The sequence below is a fragment of the Bacteroides sp. HMSC067B03 genome (genome assembly GCF_001811315.1).
Taxonomy (GTDB): Bacteria; Bacteroidota; Bacteroidia; order Bacteroidales; family Bacteroidaceae; genus Bacteroides; species Bacteroides faecis.
Genome location: NZ_KV804289.1, coordinates 70,053 through 87,268, shown reverse-complemented (window position 1 = coordinate 87,268; position 17,216 = coordinate 70,053). Strand labels below are relative to the sequence as shown.

At 41.8% G+C, this 17,216-nt stretch carries 14 protein-coding genes and 4 tRNA genes; all 18 read right to left on the bottom strand.

Features of this window, described 5'->3' with window-relative positions; translation table 11 throughout:
• Positions 1-10: 10 nt before the first annotated feature.
• Entirely contained in the window at positions 11-316 is a 306-nt protein-coding gene (gene rpsJ / locus HMPREF2794_RS04390; protein ID WP_002558075.1) for a 30S ribosomal protein S10, read from the bottom strand.
• An 84-nt stretch (positions 317-400) separates the two neighbouring features.
• Positions 401-2,518 carry an elongation factor G gene (gene fusA / locus HMPREF2794_RS04385; protein ID WP_008762033.1) on the bottom strand — a complete coding sequence of 706 codons (2,118 nt, stop codon included), beginning with the start codon at positions 2,516-2,518 and terminating at the stop codon, positions 401-403.
• A gap of 55 nt (positions 2,519-2,573) precedes the next feature.
• A complete protein-coding gene (gene rpsG, locus HMPREF2794_RS04380) occupies positions 2,574-3,050 on the bottom strand; it encodes a 30S ribosomal protein S7 (RefSeq protein WP_008762032.1) in 477 nt (158 codons plus the stop codon).
• Between the two features lie 143 nt (positions 3,051-3,193).
• A complete protein-coding gene (gene rpsL, locus HMPREF2794_RS04375) occupies positions 3,194-3,595 on the bottom strand; it encodes a 30S ribosomal protein S12 (protein ID WP_005675419.1) in 402 nt (133 codons plus the stop codon).
• A 136-nt stretch (positions 3,596-3,731) separates the two neighbouring features.
• Positions 3,732-4,037: a DUF3467 domain-containing protein gene (locus HMPREF2794_RS04370; protein WP_008762031.1), complete on the bottom strand. Its 306-nt coding sequence runs from the start codon at positions 4,035-4,037 to the stop codon at positions 3,732-3,734.
• Positions 4,038-4,179: 142 nt separating this feature from the next.
• Positions 4,180-8,463: a DNA-directed RNA polymerase subunit beta' gene (gene rpoC, locus HMPREF2794_RS04365; protein ID WP_008762030.1), complete on the bottom strand. Its 4,284-nt coding sequence runs from the start codon at positions 8,461-8,463 to the stop codon at positions 4,180-4,182.
• Between the two features lie 106 nt (positions 8,464-8,569).
• Positions 8,570-12,382, bottom strand: coding sequence for a DNA-directed RNA polymerase subunit beta (gene rpoB / locus HMPREF2794_RS04360; RefSeq protein ID WP_008762029.1), 3,813 nt, complete (start codon positions 12,380-12,382; stop codon positions 8,570-8,572).
• Positions 12,383-12,486: 104 nt separating this feature from the next.
• Positions 12,487-12,861 carry a 50S ribosomal protein L7/L12 gene (gene rplL, locus HMPREF2794_RS04355; RefSeq protein WP_002558082.1) on the bottom strand — a complete coding sequence of 125 codons (375 nt, stop codon included), beginning with the start codon at positions 12,859-12,861 and terminating at the stop codon, positions 12,487-12,489.
• A 47-nt stretch (positions 12,862-12,908) separates the two neighbouring features.
• On the bottom strand, positions 12,909-13,427 hold the full coding sequence (gene rplJ, locus HMPREF2794_RS04350; protein ID WP_010535561.1) for a 50S ribosomal protein L10: 519 nt from the start codon (positions 13,425-13,427) through the stop codon (positions 12,909-12,911).
• Between the two features lie 15 nt (positions 13,428-13,442).
• Positions 13,443-14,141: a 50S ribosomal protein L1 gene (gene rplA / locus HMPREF2794_RS04345; RefSeq protein WP_010535562.1), complete on the bottom strand. Its 699-nt coding sequence runs from the start codon at positions 14,139-14,141 to the stop codon at positions 13,443-13,445.
• 15 nt (positions 14,142-14,156) lie between these two features.
• Positions 14,157-14,600, bottom strand: coding sequence for a 50S ribosomal protein L11 (gene rplK, locus HMPREF2794_RS04340; RefSeq protein ID WP_008762027.1), 444 nt, complete (start codon positions 14,598-14,600; stop codon positions 14,157-14,159).
• A gap of 61 nt (positions 14,601-14,661) precedes the next feature.
• Positions 14,662-15,204 (bottom strand): transcription termination/antitermination protein NusG, encoded by a 543-nt coding sequence (nusG, locus tag HMPREF2794_RS04335; RefSeq protein WP_004296362.1) that lies wholly within the window; start codon positions 15,202-15,204, stop codon positions 14,662-14,664.
• A 17-nt stretch (positions 15,205-15,221) separates the two neighbouring features.
• Positions 15,222-15,413 carry a preprotein translocase subunit SecE gene (gene secE / locus HMPREF2794_RS04330; protein WP_004296363.1) on the bottom strand — a complete coding sequence of 64 codons (192 nt, stop codon included), beginning with the start codon at positions 15,411-15,413 and terminating at the stop codon, positions 15,222-15,224.
• A 14-nt stretch (positions 15,414-15,427) separates the two neighbouring features.
• Positions 15,428-15,500: transfer RNA gene (locus HMPREF2794_RS04325), tRNA-Trp, on the bottom strand.
• 55 nt (positions 15,501-15,555) lie between these two features.
• Entirely contained in the window at positions 15,556-16,740 is a 1,185-nt protein-coding gene (tuf, locus tag HMPREF2794_RS04320) for an elongation factor Tu (protein ID WP_008762026.1), read from the bottom strand.
• Between the two features lie 50 nt (positions 16,741-16,790).
• Positions 16,791-16,862, bottom strand: a tRNA-Thr gene (locus HMPREF2794_RS04315).
• A gap of 10 nt (positions 16,863-16,872) precedes the next feature.
• Positions 16,873-16,945: transfer RNA gene (locus tag HMPREF2794_RS04310), tRNA-Gly, on the bottom strand.
• Positions 16,946-16,973: 28 nt separating this feature from the next.
• Positions 16,974-17,056, bottom strand: a tRNA-Tyr gene (locus HMPREF2794_RS04305).
• Positions 17,057-17,216: the final 160 nt, after the last annotated feature.

Sequence of the window (17,216 nt, the reverse complement as noted above, 5' to 3'; positions counted from 1 at the left end):
TTTTTAATTATCAAACTTTAATTTCTACTTCCACACCACTCGGCAACTCAAGCTTCATAAGAGCATCTACTGTCTTAGCAGTTGAGCTATAGATGTCGATCAATCTCTTATAAGAAGAGAGTTCAAACTGTTCACGTGACTTCTTGTTAACGAAAGTCGAGCGGTTTACTGTAAAGATACGCTTGTGCGTAGGCAGAGGAATTGGACCACTAACAATAGCACCCGTAGCCTTTACGGTTCTTACAATCTTCTCAGCTGACTTGTCAACCAAGTTGTGGTCGTAAGATTTCAATTTAATTCTAATTTTCTGACTCATTATGGTTTTAAATTAATATATTTATAAATAAGATAAAGCGGCAGGCTAAGAGTCATTCGCTAGCCTGCTGCTTTTGATATTCTTTTAGAGTAAATCAGCACGTCCTTTTACTTCTTCCAATACTGCCTTAGCAATAGAGTTAGAAACTTGAGCGTGATGAGAATATACCATTGATGAAGTTGCGCGACCTGATGTAATAGTACGTAACGCTGTTACATAACCAAACATTTCAGCCAGTGGCACCATTGCTTTCACGATACGAGCACCGGAACGGCTAGATTCCATCCCTTCAACCTGGCCACGACGCTTATTCAAGTCACCGATCACATCACCCATGTTTTCTTCCGGAGTAACAACCTCCAGTTTCATGATAGGCTCCATCAATACTGGACCAGCTTTAGCACATGCATTCTTATATGCCTGAATAGCACAGATTTCGAAAGACAACTGGTCAGAGTCAACCGGGTGGAATGAACCATCAATCAAAGTTACTTTCATTGAATCCAACGGATATCCGGCCAACACACCGTTCTTCATTGCGCTTGTGAAACCTTTCTGAACTGAAGGAATAAATTCTTTAGGAATATTACCACCCTTCACTTCATCGATAAACTGCAATCCGCCTTCTTTGAAATCTTCATCAACAGGACCGATCTTAACGATAATATCTGCAAACTTACCACGACCACCAGACTGTTTCTTATAAACTTCACGAAGATCAACTGTCTTAGTGATAGCTTCTTTATAATTAACCTGAGGTTTACCTTGGTTACATTCTACTTTAAATTCACGTTTCAAACGGTCAATAATGATATCCAAGTGTAACTCACCCATACCAGAGATTACAGTCTGTCCTGTTTGCTCATCAGTCTTAACTGTAAATGTCGGATCTTCTTCAGCGAGCTTAGCCAAACCGTTAGACAATTTATCCATGTCTTTCTGAGTTTTAGGCTCAACTGCAATACCGATTACCGGTTCTGGGAAGTCCATAGACTCTAATACGATCGGAGCTGTTTCATCACAAAGCGTATCACCTGTATGAATATCTTTAAAACCTACACCTGCACCAATATCACCAGCACCGATTACTTCAACCGGATTCTGCTTGTTTGAATGCATCTGGAACAGACGAGAAACACGTTCTTTCTTACCAGAGCGAGAATTATAGATATAAGAACCAGCTTCAATCTTACCCGAATATACACGGAAGAAAGTCAAACGACCTACATAAGGGTCAGTAGCAATCTTAAATGCCAAAGCTGATGTTTTCTCATCATCACTCGGTTTACGATCTTCTTCTGCACCTGTATTCGGATTTGTACCAATCACATTCTCAGTATCCAATGGAGAAGGCAAGAAAGCACAAACATAATCCAACAATGTCTGAACACCCTTATTCTTAAATGAAGAGCCACACAACATTGGTACAACTGCCATCTGAACTGTTGCATTGCGGAGAGCTCTCAACACTTCTTCTTCTGTAATAGTAGAAGGATCGTCGAAATATTTCTCCATCAAAGCATCGTCAAACTCAGCTACCTTTTCAAGCATTTTATCTCTCCATTCATTTGCTTCATCAACGAGATCTGCCGGTATTTCTTCAACTGTATAGTCAGCCCCCATTGTTTCATCATGCCAATAGATAGCTTTCATTTTAATCAAGTCTACTAGACCTTTGAAGGTTTCCTCAGCACCAATAGGAACAACGATTGGACAAGGATTAGCACCCAAAACAGCTTTCATCTGGCGTACAACCTCAAAGAAGTCAGCACCCGAACGGTCCATTTTGTTTACGTACGCAATACGTGGCACATTATACTTATCAGCTTGACGCCATACAGTTTCTGATTGAGGTTCTACACCACCTACTGCACAGTAAGCAGCCACAGCACCATCCAGGATACGTAACGAACGTTCTACTTCAGCAGTAAAGTCAACGTGTCCCGGAGTGTCAATCAAGTTGATTTTATAAGTATCACCAGCATATTTCCATCTTGTTGTTGTTGCAGCAGATGTAATAGTAATACCACGTTCTTGCTCCTGTTCCATCCAGTCCATTGTTGCAGCACCATCGTGTACCTCACCAATTTTGTGAGTCAATCCAGTGTAGAACAGGATACGTTCAGAAGTTGTTGTTTTTCCGGCATCAATGTGAGCCATGATACCGATATTACGAGTCAAATGTAAATCTGTCTTTGCCATTTTCTTATTCCTTTACTTTAAGTTTTTAATCTAAATCGGTTATATTCTTATAGTATTAGAATCTGAAATGGGCAAATGCACGGTTAGCTTCAGCCATTCTATGCATATCTTCTTTACGTTTGTATGCACCACCTTGTTCGTTAAAGGCATCCATGATTTCAGCAGCCAATTTGTCTGCCATAGATTTACCACCTCTTTTGCGAGCAAACAGAATCAAGTTTTTCATTGAAACCGATTCTTTACGATCAGGACGGATTTCAGTAGGAACCTGGAAGGTAGCACCACCTACACGACGAGATTTTACTTCTACTTGCGGAGTTACATTATCCAAAGCCTTTTTCCAGATTTCGAGAGCTGATTTTTCTTCGTTAGGAAGTTTTGCTTTCACTGTTTCCAGAGCGGCATAAAAGATTTCATAAGACGCATTCTTTTTACCATCATACATCAAATGGTTTACAAACTTAGAAACCTTTTGGTCATTAAAAACGGGATCCGGAAGGATTACGCGTTTTTTGGGTTTTGCTTTTCTCATTTGTTTGAAAAATAATGTTTTTGTTCTTGGTTGTCTACTTCTTGACTTCTTCAACTCTCCCACCGGAGAATTTACTCAACCTTTAGCATTTCCAACAAACTAAAACGTAAGTTATTACTTTAATTCTAATTAGGTTTTAATCCTTATTTTTTCTTAGCCGGCGCAGCTTGTCCTGGTTTCGGACGCTTAGCTCCGTATTTAGAACGTCTTTGAGTACGACCAGCAACACCTGCAGTATCAAGTGTACCACGTACAATGTGGTAACGTACACCAGGAAGGTCTTTTACACGACCGCCACGTACCAAAACGATTGAGTGTTCCTGCAAGTTGTGTCCTTCTCCCGGAATGTATGAGTTAACCTCTTTTTGGTTAGTCAAACGTACACGAGCTACTTTACGCATTGCAGAGTTCGGCTTCTTCGGAGTAGTAGTATATACTCTCACGCAAACGCCACGTCTTTGAGGACATGAATCCAAGGCTGGAGATTTACTTTTCTCCACCAGCACTTCGCGTCCTTTTCTTACTAATTGCTGAATTGTAGGCATTTTAATTGTTTTTTGATTTATATTATTGTTATATTAATTTCGTAACTATACATTTTGGGCTGCAAAAATACGAATAATATTTGAATATTCAATGCGCTACAACTTTTTTTTCTTTTTTAATGTTTTTATATCAACCTCATGCTTCGCCTTTTACAACACTTAGCGGAGGCATCGGTGACTCTTCAGAAATACGAATAGGCCCAAAAGCACGTTCATACTTTGCTATGTTATCCTCCAATGCCCGCAACAAGCGTTTTGCGTGTTCTGGAGCTACTATAATACGAGATTGCACTCCTGCTTTCGGCACTCCTGGCATAACCCGTACAAAGTCTAGAATAAACTCTGAGCTTGAATGAGTAATGATTGCAAGATTCGCATAAGTTCCTTGCGCTACTTCTTCTTTCAACTCGATCTGTAACTGGTTGTTATTTTGTTCTTCCATATTAAATAAGATAAAATGTTTTTTTGCAAAATAACAAAATTTTATCGAGATAAGAATGATACAGTCAGGTAAAAGAAACAAAAAAAGGAGCAACTGCCTATTACAGCAATCGCTCCTTTTTCATATAGTCAATTGAATTGTATTATTCTACTTCATTGTAATCAAGTACTGTCTTCTTGTTCGCCAAGATACGATCATACTCTTCTTTTGAACCAACGATAATCTTTTCAAATTCACGCTGACCTGTACCTGCCGGAATTAAGTGACCGCAAATTACGTTTTCCTTCATTCCTTCAAGTTTATCTGTCTTGCCATTGATAGCAGCCTCATTCAATACCTTCGTTGTTTCCTGGAAGGATGCAGCTGACATAAAGCTTGAAGTCTGCAGTGCAGCACGCGTAATACCCTGAAGAATCTGAGTAGAAGTTGCAGCTACAGCATCACGTACCTCAACAGGTTTCAAGTCACGGCGCTTCAGCATACTGTTCTCATCACGCAACTTGCGGGCAGTCACAATCTGTCCCGGCTGCATATTCTGAGAATCACCTGCATCAACAACGACTTTCTTACCCCAGATACGATCGTTCTCTTCCATAAACTCAAGCTTATCCACTACCTGTTGTTCCAAGAAGCGAGTATCACCCGGCTCATCGATCTGAACCTTACGCATCATCTGGCGAACGATAATCTCAAAATGCTTATCATTGATCTTCACACCCTGCAGACGGTATACATCCTGAACTTCATTCACAATATATTCCTGTACAGCCGTAGGACCTTTAATTGCCAGGATATCAGCCGGAGTAGTAGCACCGTCAGATAATGGAGTACCAGCACGCACATAGTCGTTCTCCTGAACCAGAATCTGTTTGGACAATGCAACAAGATACTTCTTCACTTCACCTGTTTTCGAAGTTACGATGATTTCACGGTTACCACGCTTGATCTTACCCATTGTAACCTCACCGTCAATTTCAGAAACGACAGCAGGATTAGACGGATTACGTGCTTCAAACAACTCAGTAACACGAGGAAGACCACCCGTGATGTCACCCGCCTTACCTACAGCACGCGGAATCTTCACGATTACTTCACCGGCTTTCACTTTCTGACCATTTTCAATAATCACGTGACCACCTACCGGTAAATTATAAGTACGAATCAAATCGCCGTCTTCTGTCAGGATATGAGCCGAAGGAACTTTCGTTTTATCCTTAGATTCAATAATAATGATTTCACGAAGACCGGTTGCTTCATCCGATTCCACTTTATAAGTAACATTCTCAATTACACCTTCGAATTCAATCTTACCAGTTGCTTCAGTTATAATAACGGCATTGAACGGGTCCCATTTAGCAATTAACTTACCCTTTTCAACCAGATCACCATCCGAAACATATAATGTAGAACCATAAGGTACATTGTGCGTAGAAAGAACGATACCAGTATTTACGTCCACAAAACGAACTTCAGCCAAACGGCCTACCACTACTTTTGCAGCTTCACCCATTTCGTCTACGATATCTACCGTACGAAGTTCTTCAAATTCCAGACGAGCACTGTTCTTAGCCACAATACTTGCATTTGCCGCAATATTCGCAGCAGTACCACCGGCGTGGAATGTACGCAATGTCAACTGTGTACCCGGCTCACCGATTGACTGAGCAGCAATTACACCGACAGCCTCACCCTTCTGAACCATGCGGCTTGTTGCCAGGTTACGTCCGTAACACTTAGCACAAACACCCTTCTTCGCTTCACAAGTCAATACAGAACGGATTTCAACGCTTTCAATCGGAGAATCCTGAATCTTCTTAGCAACTTCTTCTGTGATTTCTTCACCACCGGCAACAAGCAATTCGCCTGTAGTAGGATGAATAATATCATGTACAGAAACACGACCTAAGATGCGTTCATACAGGGTAGCGATTACTTCATCGTTATTCTTCAAGTCTGTACAAACCAATCCACGAAGTGTACCGCAGTCTTCTTCTGTGATGATCACGTCGTGAGAAACGTCTACCAGACGACGAGTCAAATATCCGGCATCGGCAGTCTTCAAAGCGGTATCCGCCAAACCTTTACGGGCACCGTGAGTGGAGATAAAGTACTCCAACACAGAAAGTCCCTCTTTAAAGTTTGACAAGATCGGGTTTTCAATAATCTGACCACCTTCAGCACCAGCTTTCTGGGGCTTAGCCATCAAACCACGCATACCGGACAACTGACGAATCTGTTCTTTAGAACCACGGGCACCCGAATCCAGCATCATGTATACAGAGTTAAATCCTTGGTCATCCGAAGAAATAGTTTTCATCAAGATGTTAGACAACTCAGAGTTCACATGTGTCCAGATATCAATTACCTGATTATAACGTTCGTTGTTGGTAATGAACCCCATATTATAGTTATTTACGACTTGTTCAACTTCGTCGTAACCTTTTTGTACCAATGTCTCTTTTTCTTTCGGGATAATAATATCACCCAAGTTGAATGACAAACCACCCTTAAAGGCCATTTGGTAACCTAAGTTCTTGATTCCATCCAAGAAGTCTGCAGCTTTAGCCACACCACAAACCTTGATTACATCACTAATGATATCACGAAGAGATTTCTTAGAAATAATCGTATTGATATAACCTGCTTCAGGAGGAACAATTTCATTAACAATCACACGTCCTACAGAGGTTTCACGCATAACGTCAACAATGTTACCATTTTCATCAACGTCTTTCACGATAACCTTTACCGGAGCATGAATATCTACCTTACCTTCATTATAAGCAATTAATGCTTCTTCCGGTCCGTAGAATGTAAGTCCTTCTCCCTTAGCACCGGCACGCAACTTGGTAATATAATACAAACCAAGAACCATATCCTGTGCAGGCACAGTAATAGGCGCACCATTTGCCGGATTCAGGATATTATGTGACTGAAGCATCAACATCTGAGCTTCAAGAATTGCTTCGTTACTCAAAGGCAAGTGAACAGCCATCTGGTCACCGTCAAAGTCGGCGTTGAATGCCGTACATGCCAACGGGTGCAACTGGATAGCTTTGCCTTCGATCATCTTCGGCTGGAATGCCTGGATACCCAAACGGTGCAATGTCGGAGCACGGTTCAACAGTACAGGATGTCCTTTCATTACGTGTTCCAGAATATCCCAGATCACCGCTTCCTTACGATCTACAATCTTCTTTGCAGATTTCACCGTCTTAACGATACCACGTTCAATGAGCTTACGGATAATAAACGGCTTATAAAGTTCGGCAGCCATCAATTTAGGAATACCGCACTCACCCATCTTCAGTTCCGGACCAACGACAATTACCGAACGTGCAGAGTAGTCAACACGTTTACCCAGCAAGTTCTGACGGAAACGTCCTTGTTTACCTTTCAAGCTATCAGACAGTGATTTCAACGGGCGGTTAGCATCCGTCTTCACTGCACTTGATTTACGTGAATTATCGAACAATGAGTCTACAGATTCCTGAAGCATACGTTTCTCATTACGTAAGATTACTTCCGGAGCTTTGATTTCGATCAATCTCTTCAGACGGTTGTTACGAATGATAACACGACGATAAAGGTCATTCAAGTCAGAAGTAGCAAAACGACCACCATCCAATGGAACTAATGGACGAAGTTCGGGCGGAATAACCGGTACGATACGTACAATCATCCATTCCGGCTTGTTACGTCCACGTGATGCACGGAACGATTCTACAACCTGCAGACGTTTCAATGCCTCATTCTTACGTTGCTGTGAAGCATCATTGCCTGCACGGTGACGCAATTCATAAGACAGAGCATCCAGATCCAAACGAGCCAGCAAATCATAGATTGCTTCAGCTCCCATCTTAGCGATAAACTTATTCGGATCATTATCCTCCAGATATTGATTGTCCTTCGGAAGTGTATCCAGAATATCCAGATATTCTTCTTCAGAAAGTAAATCATATTCGGCAATGCCATCTTCAGCCTTTACACCCGGCTGAATAACAACATAACGTTCGTAATATATAATCGAATCCAGCTTCTTTGTCGGCAGTCCGAGCAAATAACCGATCTTATTTGGAAGCGAACGGAAATACCAGATGTGTGCCACCGGCACCACCAGCTGTATATGTCCCATACGTTCACGGCGTACTTTCTTTTCTGTAACTTCTACACCACAACGGTCGCAGACGATACCTTTATAACGGATACGCTTATATTTACCGCAATGGCATTCGTAATCCTTAATGGGACCAAAAATGCGCTCGCAGAACAAACCATCGCGTTCGGGTTTGTACGTACGGTAATTTATGGTTTCAGGCTTCAAAACTTCACCACTCGAATTCTCTAGGATTTCTTCCGGAGAAGCCAGACCAATTGAGATCTTCGAGAAATTGCTTTTCGTCTTATTTTCTTTTCTAAAAGCCATACTCTATATAATTGAGATTTGATAATTGAATCATTGGAAATTGAAGAAGATGCGAATGTCAACAGACCTTCATCGGCCTATTGACATCCTGCATTCTTTCATTATTTTATTCTAGGTTGATACTCAAACCTAAACCTCTCAACTCGTGTAACAATACGTTCAAGGATTCCGGAATACCGGGTTGCGGCATCGGTTCACCTTTCACAATTGCTTCATAAGCCTTAGAACGTCCTACTACGTCGTCAGACTTAATAGTCAAGATTTCCTGCAGGATATGAGCAGCACCGAAGCCTTCGAGTGCCCAAACCTCCATTTCTCCGAAACGCTGACCACCGAATTGTGCTTTACCACCAAGAGGTTGCTGAGTAATCAATGAGTACGGACCGATAGAACGAGCGTGCATCTTGTCTTCAACCATGTGCCCCAGCTTCAGCATATAAGTCACACCTACGGTTGCTGCCTGGTCAAATTGCTCACCTGTACCACCATCACAAAGATAAGTTTTACAGTAACGTGGCAATCCCGCTTTGTCTGTCCACTGATCCAAGTCGTCCATCGTAGCACCGTCAAAAATAGGAGTTGCAAATTTCACGCCCAAAGTTTTTCCGGCACGACCTAATACAGCTTCAAAAATCTGACCAATGTTCATACGAGAAGGCACACCCAACGGATTCAGTACAATGTCAACCGGAGTACCATCTGCCAAGAACGGCATATCTTCCTGACGTACAACACGTGACACGATACCCTTGTTTCCGTGACGACCTGCCATCTTATCACCTACACCAATCTTACGTTTCTTAGCAATATATACTTTAGCCATCTGAATGATACCAGCCGGAAGTTCATCACCGATAGTGATAGCAAACTTCTTACGTTTCAATTCAGCATCCAGTTCTTTGTATTTCTTGATAAAGTTCATAACCAGATCACGAACCATACCATTAGTATGGTCATCACTAGTCCAGTTACTCAGCTGAATAGAAGTAAAGTCAAGTGAATCAAAATCAGAAGCACTGAACTTAGATCCCTTAGCAATAACTTCTGCGCCCAAGTAGTCTTTCACACCCTGAGAAACCTTGCCTTCAGTCAAAGTCATCAGTTTCTTAACCAGAATACGCTTCAAGTCTGCAACCTTTGATTCAAACTCATCGTCAATCTTAGGCAACAATGCTTTATCCGCCAGTTTAGAGCTACGGTTCTTGATTACACGTGAGAAAAGTTTCTTATCAATAACAACACCTTTCAAAGAAGGAGAAGCTTTTAAAGAAGCATCTTTCACATCACCTGCCTTATCACCGAAGATAGCACGAAGCAGTTTTTCTTCCGGAGAAGGATCAGATTCACCTTTCGGAGTAATCTTACCGATCATGATATCACCCGGTTCGATACGCGCACCGATTCTTACGATACCATTTTCATCCAGGTCTTTAGTAGCTTCCTCACTTACATTCGGAATATCAGAAGTCAATTCTTCCATACCGCGCTTCGTTTCACGAACTTCCAGAGAGTATTCTTCTACGTGAACAGAAGTCAACAAGTCCTCGCGAACCACGCGTTCGTTCAATACGATAGCATCCTCATAGTTATATCCCTTCCATGGCATATAAGCAACCAACAGGTTTTTACCCAAAGCTAATTCACCCTTTTCGGTAGAATAACCTTCAGTCAGGATGTCACCCTTCTTCACGCGCTGACCTTTGTCACAAATCGGACGCAAGTCAATAGTCATGTTCTGGTTCGTCTTACGGAACTTCGGAATTCTATATTCTTTCAAAGCAGGCTCGAAGCTTACAAATTCTTCGTCTTCTGTACGGTCATACAAAATACGGATCGTAGTTGCATCAACGAAGTCAACAACACCATCGCCTTCTGCAGTAATCTGCGTGCGAGAGTCTCTCACTAACTGACGTTCGATACCTGTACCTACAATCGGAGCTTCACTTCTCAACAAAGGAACTGCCTGGCGCATCATGTTTGATCCCATCAATGCACGGTTAGCATCATCATGTTCCAGGAACGGAATCAGTGAAGCAGCAATCGATGCAATCTGCTGAGGAGAAACGTCCATCAAATCTACTTCAGACGGTTCTACAACCGGGAAGTCAGCGTCCTGACGAGATTTAACTTTATTGCGGACAAATGTACCGTCATCATTCAACGGAGCATTACCCTGTGCAATAATCTTTTCTTCTTCTTCTTCAGCAGTCAGATAAACCAGACCATTATCGGAAAGATCCACTTTTCCGTTTTCCACTTTACGGTACGGAGTTTCAATGAATCCCAGCTCATTAATTTTAGCGAATACACACAAGGAAGAGATCAAACCGATATTCGGACCTTCAGGAGTCTCAATCGGGCATAGACGACCATAGTGTGTATAGTGAACGTCACGAACCTCAAATCCGGCACGTTCACGAGAAAGACCACCAGGCCCCAGTGCAGACATACGACGCTTGTGCGTAATTTCAGCCAGCGGGTTTGTCTGGTCCATGAACTGTGACAAAGCATTTGTTCCAAAGAAAGAGTTGATCACAGAAGAAATAGTCTTCGCATTGATCAAATCGATCGGAGTAAATACTTCATTGTCACGAACATTCATACGTTCACGAATCGTACGAGACATACGAGCCAGACCAACAGCAAACTGATTAGAAAGCTGCTCACCAACTGTACGCACACGACGGTTACTCAAGTGGTCAATATCATCCACATCCGCTTTTGAGTTAATCAACTCAATCAGATATTTAATGATTTCAATGATATCTTCCTTCGTGAGGACACGCACGTCCATATCAGTCGTCAGATTCAACTTCTTGTTAATTCTGTATCGACCTACATCACCAAGGTCATATCGTTTTTCTGAGAAGAACAAGTTGTTGATAACTTCACGTGCACTTGCGTCATCAGCCGGATCAGCGTTACGCAACTGACGGTAGATATACAACACAGCTTCCTTTTCCGAGTTACTCGGGTCCTTCTGCAGGGTATTATATATAATAGAGAAATCAGATTGATTCGGCTCGTCCTTATGTAAAAGGATGTTTTGAACTCCCGATTCCAAAATTTCATCAATATGTACTTCCTCCAGCACGGTTTCACGGTCGATAATAACCTCGTTACGTTCGATAGAAACCACTTCACCGGTATCTTCATCAACGAAATCTTCAATCCATGTTTTCAAAACACGTGCAGCTAACTTACGACCTAGAACTCTCTTCAGATTTGTCTTGTTTACCTTCACATCTTCTGCAAGGTTGAAAATCTCAAGAATATCCTTATCGTTCTCGAAGCCAATCGCACGTAACAAAGTAGTTACCGGCAATTTCTTCTTACGGTCGATGTATGCATACATCACATTATTGATGTCAGTAGCAAACTCAATCCACGAACCTTTAAACGGGATAATACGAGCCGAATAAAGTTTCGTACCATTGGCATGTACACTCTGACCGAAGAACACACCCGGAGAACGGTGAAGCTGTGACACAACTACACGTTCGGCACCGTTAATGACGAAAGTAGCCTTGTCAGTCATATAAGGAATCGGGCCGAGGAATACGTCCTGAATAACTGTATCAAAATCCTCATGATCGGGGTCAGTACAGTACAGCTTAAGTTTCGCTTTCAAAGGAACACTATATGTGAGCCCACGCTCTATACAATCATCGATGGTATAGCGCGGCGGATCAATATAATAATCCAAAAACTCAAGAACAAAATTGTTTCTTGTATCGGCAATAGGGAAGTTTTCAGCAAATACTTTATACAAACCCTCATTCTTGCGCTTTTCAGGTGGGGTATCTAATTGTAGAAAGTCTTGGAATGACTTCAATTGTACTTCCAGGAAATCCGGATATTCAAGCGGATTCTTAGTCGAAGCAAAATTAACTCTTTGATTTACAGTATTTGAAGACATCTGTGAATGAATTTGGAGAACTTAATTTGAAATATATACACAAAAAGGTTAAGAATCCTCTTGCGAAGGATTCCTAACCGAATTACCTGATTACCAGGCTAATGTTATTTAAGTTCAACTTCAGCTCCAGCTTCTTCCAATGTTTTCTTCAATGATTCTGCTTCGTCTTTAGCCAAACCTTCTTTTACTACACTAGGAGCACCGTCTACCATGTCCTTAGCTTCTTTCAAGCCAAGACCACAAGCTTCCTTAACGGCCTTAACAACCTGAAGTTTAGCTGCACCAGCACTCTTCAATACTACGTCGAAAGAAGTTTTTTCTTCTACAGCAGCAGCACCAGCTGCAGGACCAGCAGCAACAGCAACAGCTGCAGCAGCAGGTTCAATACCGTATTCTTCTTTAAGGATAGTTGCAAGTTCATTAACTTCTTTTACTGTCAAGTTAACTAATTGTTCTGCAAAAGCTTTCAAATCTGCCATTTTTTGTATGATTTTAATTGTTTAAATACTTTGTTGTTTTTTGAAAATTATTCGGGTCTCTCACCAAGAGTTTTGAGAACTCCGTGAAGGGTGTTACCACCTGATTGAAGAGCAGAAATAACATTCTTGGCCGGAGATTGCAACAATGCAACGATATCGGCGATGACTTCGTTCTTACTCTTGATAGCAACGAGAGCATCCAATTGGTCTGCACCAATATAGAAGCTTTCTTCTGCATATGCAGCTTTCAGTCCGGGAATTCCGTCTTTAGCTTTGTCCTTGATCAGTTTAGCAGGTACGTTTGCAGTGTTGCAAAACATAACAGCTGTTGTACCTTTCAAAGAACCGTAAAGAGGAGAGAAGTCTTCTTCCAGGCTCTCAAGAGCTTTGTGAAGCAATGTATTCTTAACTACCATCAATTTGATGTCAGATTTGAAACAATCTCTTCTCAATGCACTTGTAGCAGTAGCGTTCATCGCTGTAACGTCTACCAGGTAGAAGTGGTTATATTCCTTTACTGTAGCAGCAATTTGCTCTATAATCGAATTTTTATCTTCCTTTCTCATTATTTCTCTGTTTTATTAGATTTCTTCCACTGATTTCGGGTCGATCTTGATACCCGCACTCATTGTACTAGAAAGATAAATACTCTTAATATATGTACCCTTTGCTGCGGTCGGTTTCAGTTTGTTCAGAGTAGAGATAAACTCTTTCGCGTTGTCGCGAATCTGATCAGGACTGAATGATACCTTACCGATAGAAGTATGAACGATACCGCTCTTATCAACTTTAAAGTCAATCTTACCTTGTTTTACTTCTTTTACAGCTTTAGCAACATCCATAGTTACAGTACCACTCTTCGGGTTAGGCATCAATCCACGAGGACCGAGTACACGACCGAGTGCACCAATTTTACCCATGATAGATGGCATAGTGATAATTACATCAATATCAGTCCATCCACCTTTGATCTTTTCAATATATTCGTCAAGACCAACATAGTCAGCACCAGCTTCTTTTGCAGCAGCTTCAGCATCCGGTGTACAGAGTACCAAAACACGTACTTCTTTACCAGTACCATGAGGAAGTGAAACAACACCTCTCACCATCTGGTTAGCTTTACGTGGGTCTACACCTAAACGTACGTCAATATCCAGTGAGGCATCAAATTTAGTGAAAGTAATTTCTTTTACTAAAGATGCAGCTTCTTTCAGTGAGTATGCTTTCCCTGCTTCAATTTTTTCTGCAGCTAACTTTTGATTTTTTGTCAGTTTACCCATTACAATTGAAGTTTATTAGTTATTAACCGGGAACTCCCCTTTTACAGCGATACCCATACTTCTAGCTGTACCAGCAACCATTCTCATGGCAGCATCCACAGTAAAACAGTTTAAGTCAACCATTTTGTCCTGAGCAATCGTACGAATCTGTTCCCAAGTAAGCTCGGCAACTTTCTTACGGTTAGGCTCAGCAGAACCACTCTTTACCTTAGCTACTTCAAGCAATTGAATAGCAACGGGAGGAGTCTTGATTACAAAATCGAAAGACTTATCTGCGTAGTAAGTAATGATAACAGGCAAAATCTTACCTGCCTTGTCTTGGGTTCTGGCATTGAATTGCTTGCAAAATTCCATGATATTAATACCCTTGGAACCCAAAGCAGGTCCAACTGGGGGTGATGGATTTGCAGCGCCTCCTTTAATCTGTAACTTGATTAGTCCAGCAACTTCTTTAGCCATTTTTTTATTGATTTATATATAAACATTAAACGAAGAACAACAACAGCGTAACAATTCCGCGTTATTCTTTTTCCACTTGCATAAAGCCTAATTCAAGCGGCGTTTTGCGCCCGAATATCTTCACCATGACCTTTAGTTTCTTCTTTTCGCTATTCACTTCTTCAATGATACCACTGAATCCGCTGAAAGGACCAAAAGTAACTTTCACAGTCTCACCCACTACATACGGAATATTGAGTTCTTCACCCGTTTCCTGTAGCTCGTCTACTGTACCAAGTATACGATTCACTTCTGATTGTCTGAGAGGCACCGGTTTTTCGGAGCCACCTAAAAAGCCTATCACATTCGGAGTATTGCGTAGGTGATGAGCGACCTCACCGACCAAAGCAGCCTCCACTAAAACGTAACCAGGGAGATAACTTCTCTCTTTCACAATTTTTTTACCATTGCGAACCTGATACACTTTTTCAGTTGGAATCAATACCTGAGATACATATTCACCAAGGTCGCTGTTTTTAAGATCAGCTTCAAGATATTCCTTTACCTTAGCTTCTTTTCCGCTAATAGCACGCAGAACGTACCATTTCTTTTCAATCTCAGCCATTTTCAATTCCTATTTTTTTAATGTGGATAAACAATTTTTTCCATGAAGTTCTGGAAACAGACATCCATACCCCATACTACCAATGCAATAAGCAGGGAAGCATATAAAACAACTACTGCACTGTTAGCAAGTTCGGAATACGTAGGCCACGATACTTTATGAACAAGTTCGTCGTAAGATTCTTTAATATAAGCTATTACCTTTTTCATTTCAATAATATTAGCACGGGAGGAGAGGCTCGAACTCCCGACACCCGGTTTTGGAGACCGGTGCTCTACCAACTGAGCTACTCCCGTTTGTACATAATCAGTTCCCGATGGTAAAACCGGGAACTGATTAATTATTGTTGTATTAGTCGATAATTTCAGTAATCTGACCAGCACCTACTGTACGTCCACCTTCGCGGATAGCGAAACGAAGACCTGGGTTCAATGCTACTGGGTAGATCAACTCTACAGTGATAGTTACGTTATCACCCGGCATTACCATTTCTGTTCCTTCCGGCAAAGTGATTTCACCTGTACAGTCCATAGTACGCAAGTAGAACTGAGGACGGTATTTGTTGTGGAACGGAGTGTGACGACCACCTTCTTCTTTCTTCAGGATATAAACCTCAGCTTTGAAGCGAGAGTGTGGTTTAATCTGACCCGGTTTACAAAGAACCATACCACGTTTGATTTCGTTCTTGTCAACACCACGGAGCAACAAACCTACGTTGTCACCAGCTTCACCCTGATCCAACAGTTTACGGAACATTTCAACACCAGTTACAACTGATTTCTTATCTTCACCTAAACCAAGGATTTCAACTTCATCACCTACGTGGATGATACCAGATTCGATACGACCTGTTGCTACAGTACCACGACCTGTGATAGAGAACACGTCTTCAACCGGCATCAAGAATGGTTTATCAACATCGCGCGGAGGAAGCGGAATCCAGTTATCAACTGCATCCATCAGTTCCATAACTTTGTCTTCCCATTTTTCTACACCGTTCAATGCGCCAAGAGCAGAACCCTGGATGATAGGAGTATTGTCACCATCGAAATCATAGAATGAAAGAAGTTCTCTCATTTCCATTTCAACGAGTTCCAACATTTCTTCGTCGTCTACCATATCGCACTTGTTCAAGAATACAACCAGACGAGGAACGTTTACCTGACGAGCCAACAAGATATGTTCGCGAGTCTGAGGCATCGGACCATCAGTTGCAGCACAAACGATGATAGCACCATCCATCTGAGCAGCACCAGTTACCATGTTCTTTACGTAGTCGGCGTGTCCCGGACAGTCAACGTGTGCGTAGTGACGGTTAGCTGTTTCGTACTCAACGTGTGAAGTATTGATAGTAATACCTCTTTCTTTTTCTTCAGGAGCGTTATCGATAGAATCGAAAGAACGCAACTCAGAAAGACCTTTTTTTGCCAACACCGTAGTGATAGCAGCTGTCAACGTTGTCTTACCGTGGTCTACGTGACCGATTGTACCAATGTTTACGTGCGGTTTGGTACGTTCAAATTTCTCTTTAGCCATAGCTTTACTTGTTATTTATTTGATTAATAATCAGCATTTACATCTTTATGAGCTGTTACCGGGATTTGAACCCGGGACCTCTTCCTTACCAAGGAAGTGCTCTACCACTGAGCTATAACAGCAAGAAAAAAGAGCGGAAGACGGGGCTCAAACCCGCGACCCTCAGCTTGGAAGGCTAATGCTCTATCAACTGAGCTACTTCCGCATTCTTGCCAAAGTTGTCACTCTGATTGTGGGCAAAGATGGATTCGAACCACCGAAGTCGAAAGACAGCAGATTTACAGTCTGCCCCATTTGGCCACTCTGGTATTTGCCCTTAATACTTAAAACGAAGAATTAAAATCAAAAAGCGAACAATACTCCGAAGACAGATGTTTTATTCTCAGTTCTTCTTCTAATTCTTTCCTCGCTATGCGAGCCGGAAGACTTTCATCATCCCTTCGAGCCTCTTGTCGGATTCGAACCAACGACCCCGA

Coding starts and splice junctions, on each gene's coding strand:
- rpoC (WP_008762030.1), bottom strand. CDS start 8,463: ATGGCTTTTAGAAAAGAAAATAAGACGAAAAGCAATTTCTCGAAGATC.
- nusG (WP_004296362.1), bottom strand. CDS start 15,204: ATGGCTGAGATTGAAAAGAAATGGTACGTTCTGCGTGCTATTAGCGGA.
- fusA (WP_008762033.1), bottom strand. CDS start 2,518: ATGGCAAAGACAGATTTACATTTGACTCGTAATATCGGTATCATGGCT.
- rpoB (WP_008762029.1), bottom strand. CDS start 12,382: ATGTCTTCAAATACTGTAAATCAAAGAGTTAATTTTGCTTCGACTAAG.
- rplL (WP_002558082.1), bottom strand. CDS start 12,861: ATGGCAGATTTGAAAGCTTTTGCAGAACAATTAGTTAACTTGACAGTA.
- HMPREF2794_RS04370 (WP_008762031.1), bottom strand. CDS start 4,037: ATGGAAGAACAAAATAACAACCAGTTACAGATCGAGTTGAAAGAAGAA.
- rpsL (WP_005675419.1), bottom strand. CDS start 3,595: ATGCCTACAATTCAGCAATTAGTAAGAAAAGGACGCGAAGTGCTGGTG.
- tuf (WP_008762026.1), bottom strand. CDS start 16,740: ATGGCTAAAGAGAAATTTGAACGTACCAAACCGCACGTAAACATTGGT.
- rpsG (WP_008762032.1), bottom strand. CDS start 3,050: ATGAGAAAAGCAAAACCCAAAAAACGCGTAATCCTTCCGGATCCCGTT.
- rplJ (WP_010535561.1), bottom strand. CDS start 13,427: ATGAGAAAGGAAGATAAAAATTCGATTATAGAGCAAATTGCTGCTACA.
- rplK (WP_008762027.1), bottom strand. CDS start 14,600: ATGGCTAAAGAAGTTGCTGGACTAATCAAGTTACAGATTAAAGGAGGC.
- rpsJ (WP_002558075.1), bottom strand. CDS start 316: ATGAGTCAGAAAATTAGAATTAAATTGAAATCTTACGACCACAACTTG.
- rplA (WP_010535562.1), bottom strand. CDS start 14,141: ATGGGTAAACTGACAAAAAATCAAAAGTTAGCTGCAGAAAAAATTGAA.
- secE (WP_004296363.1), bottom strand. CDS start 15,413: ATGAAAAAGGTAATAGCTTATATTAAAGAATCTTACGACGAACTTGTT.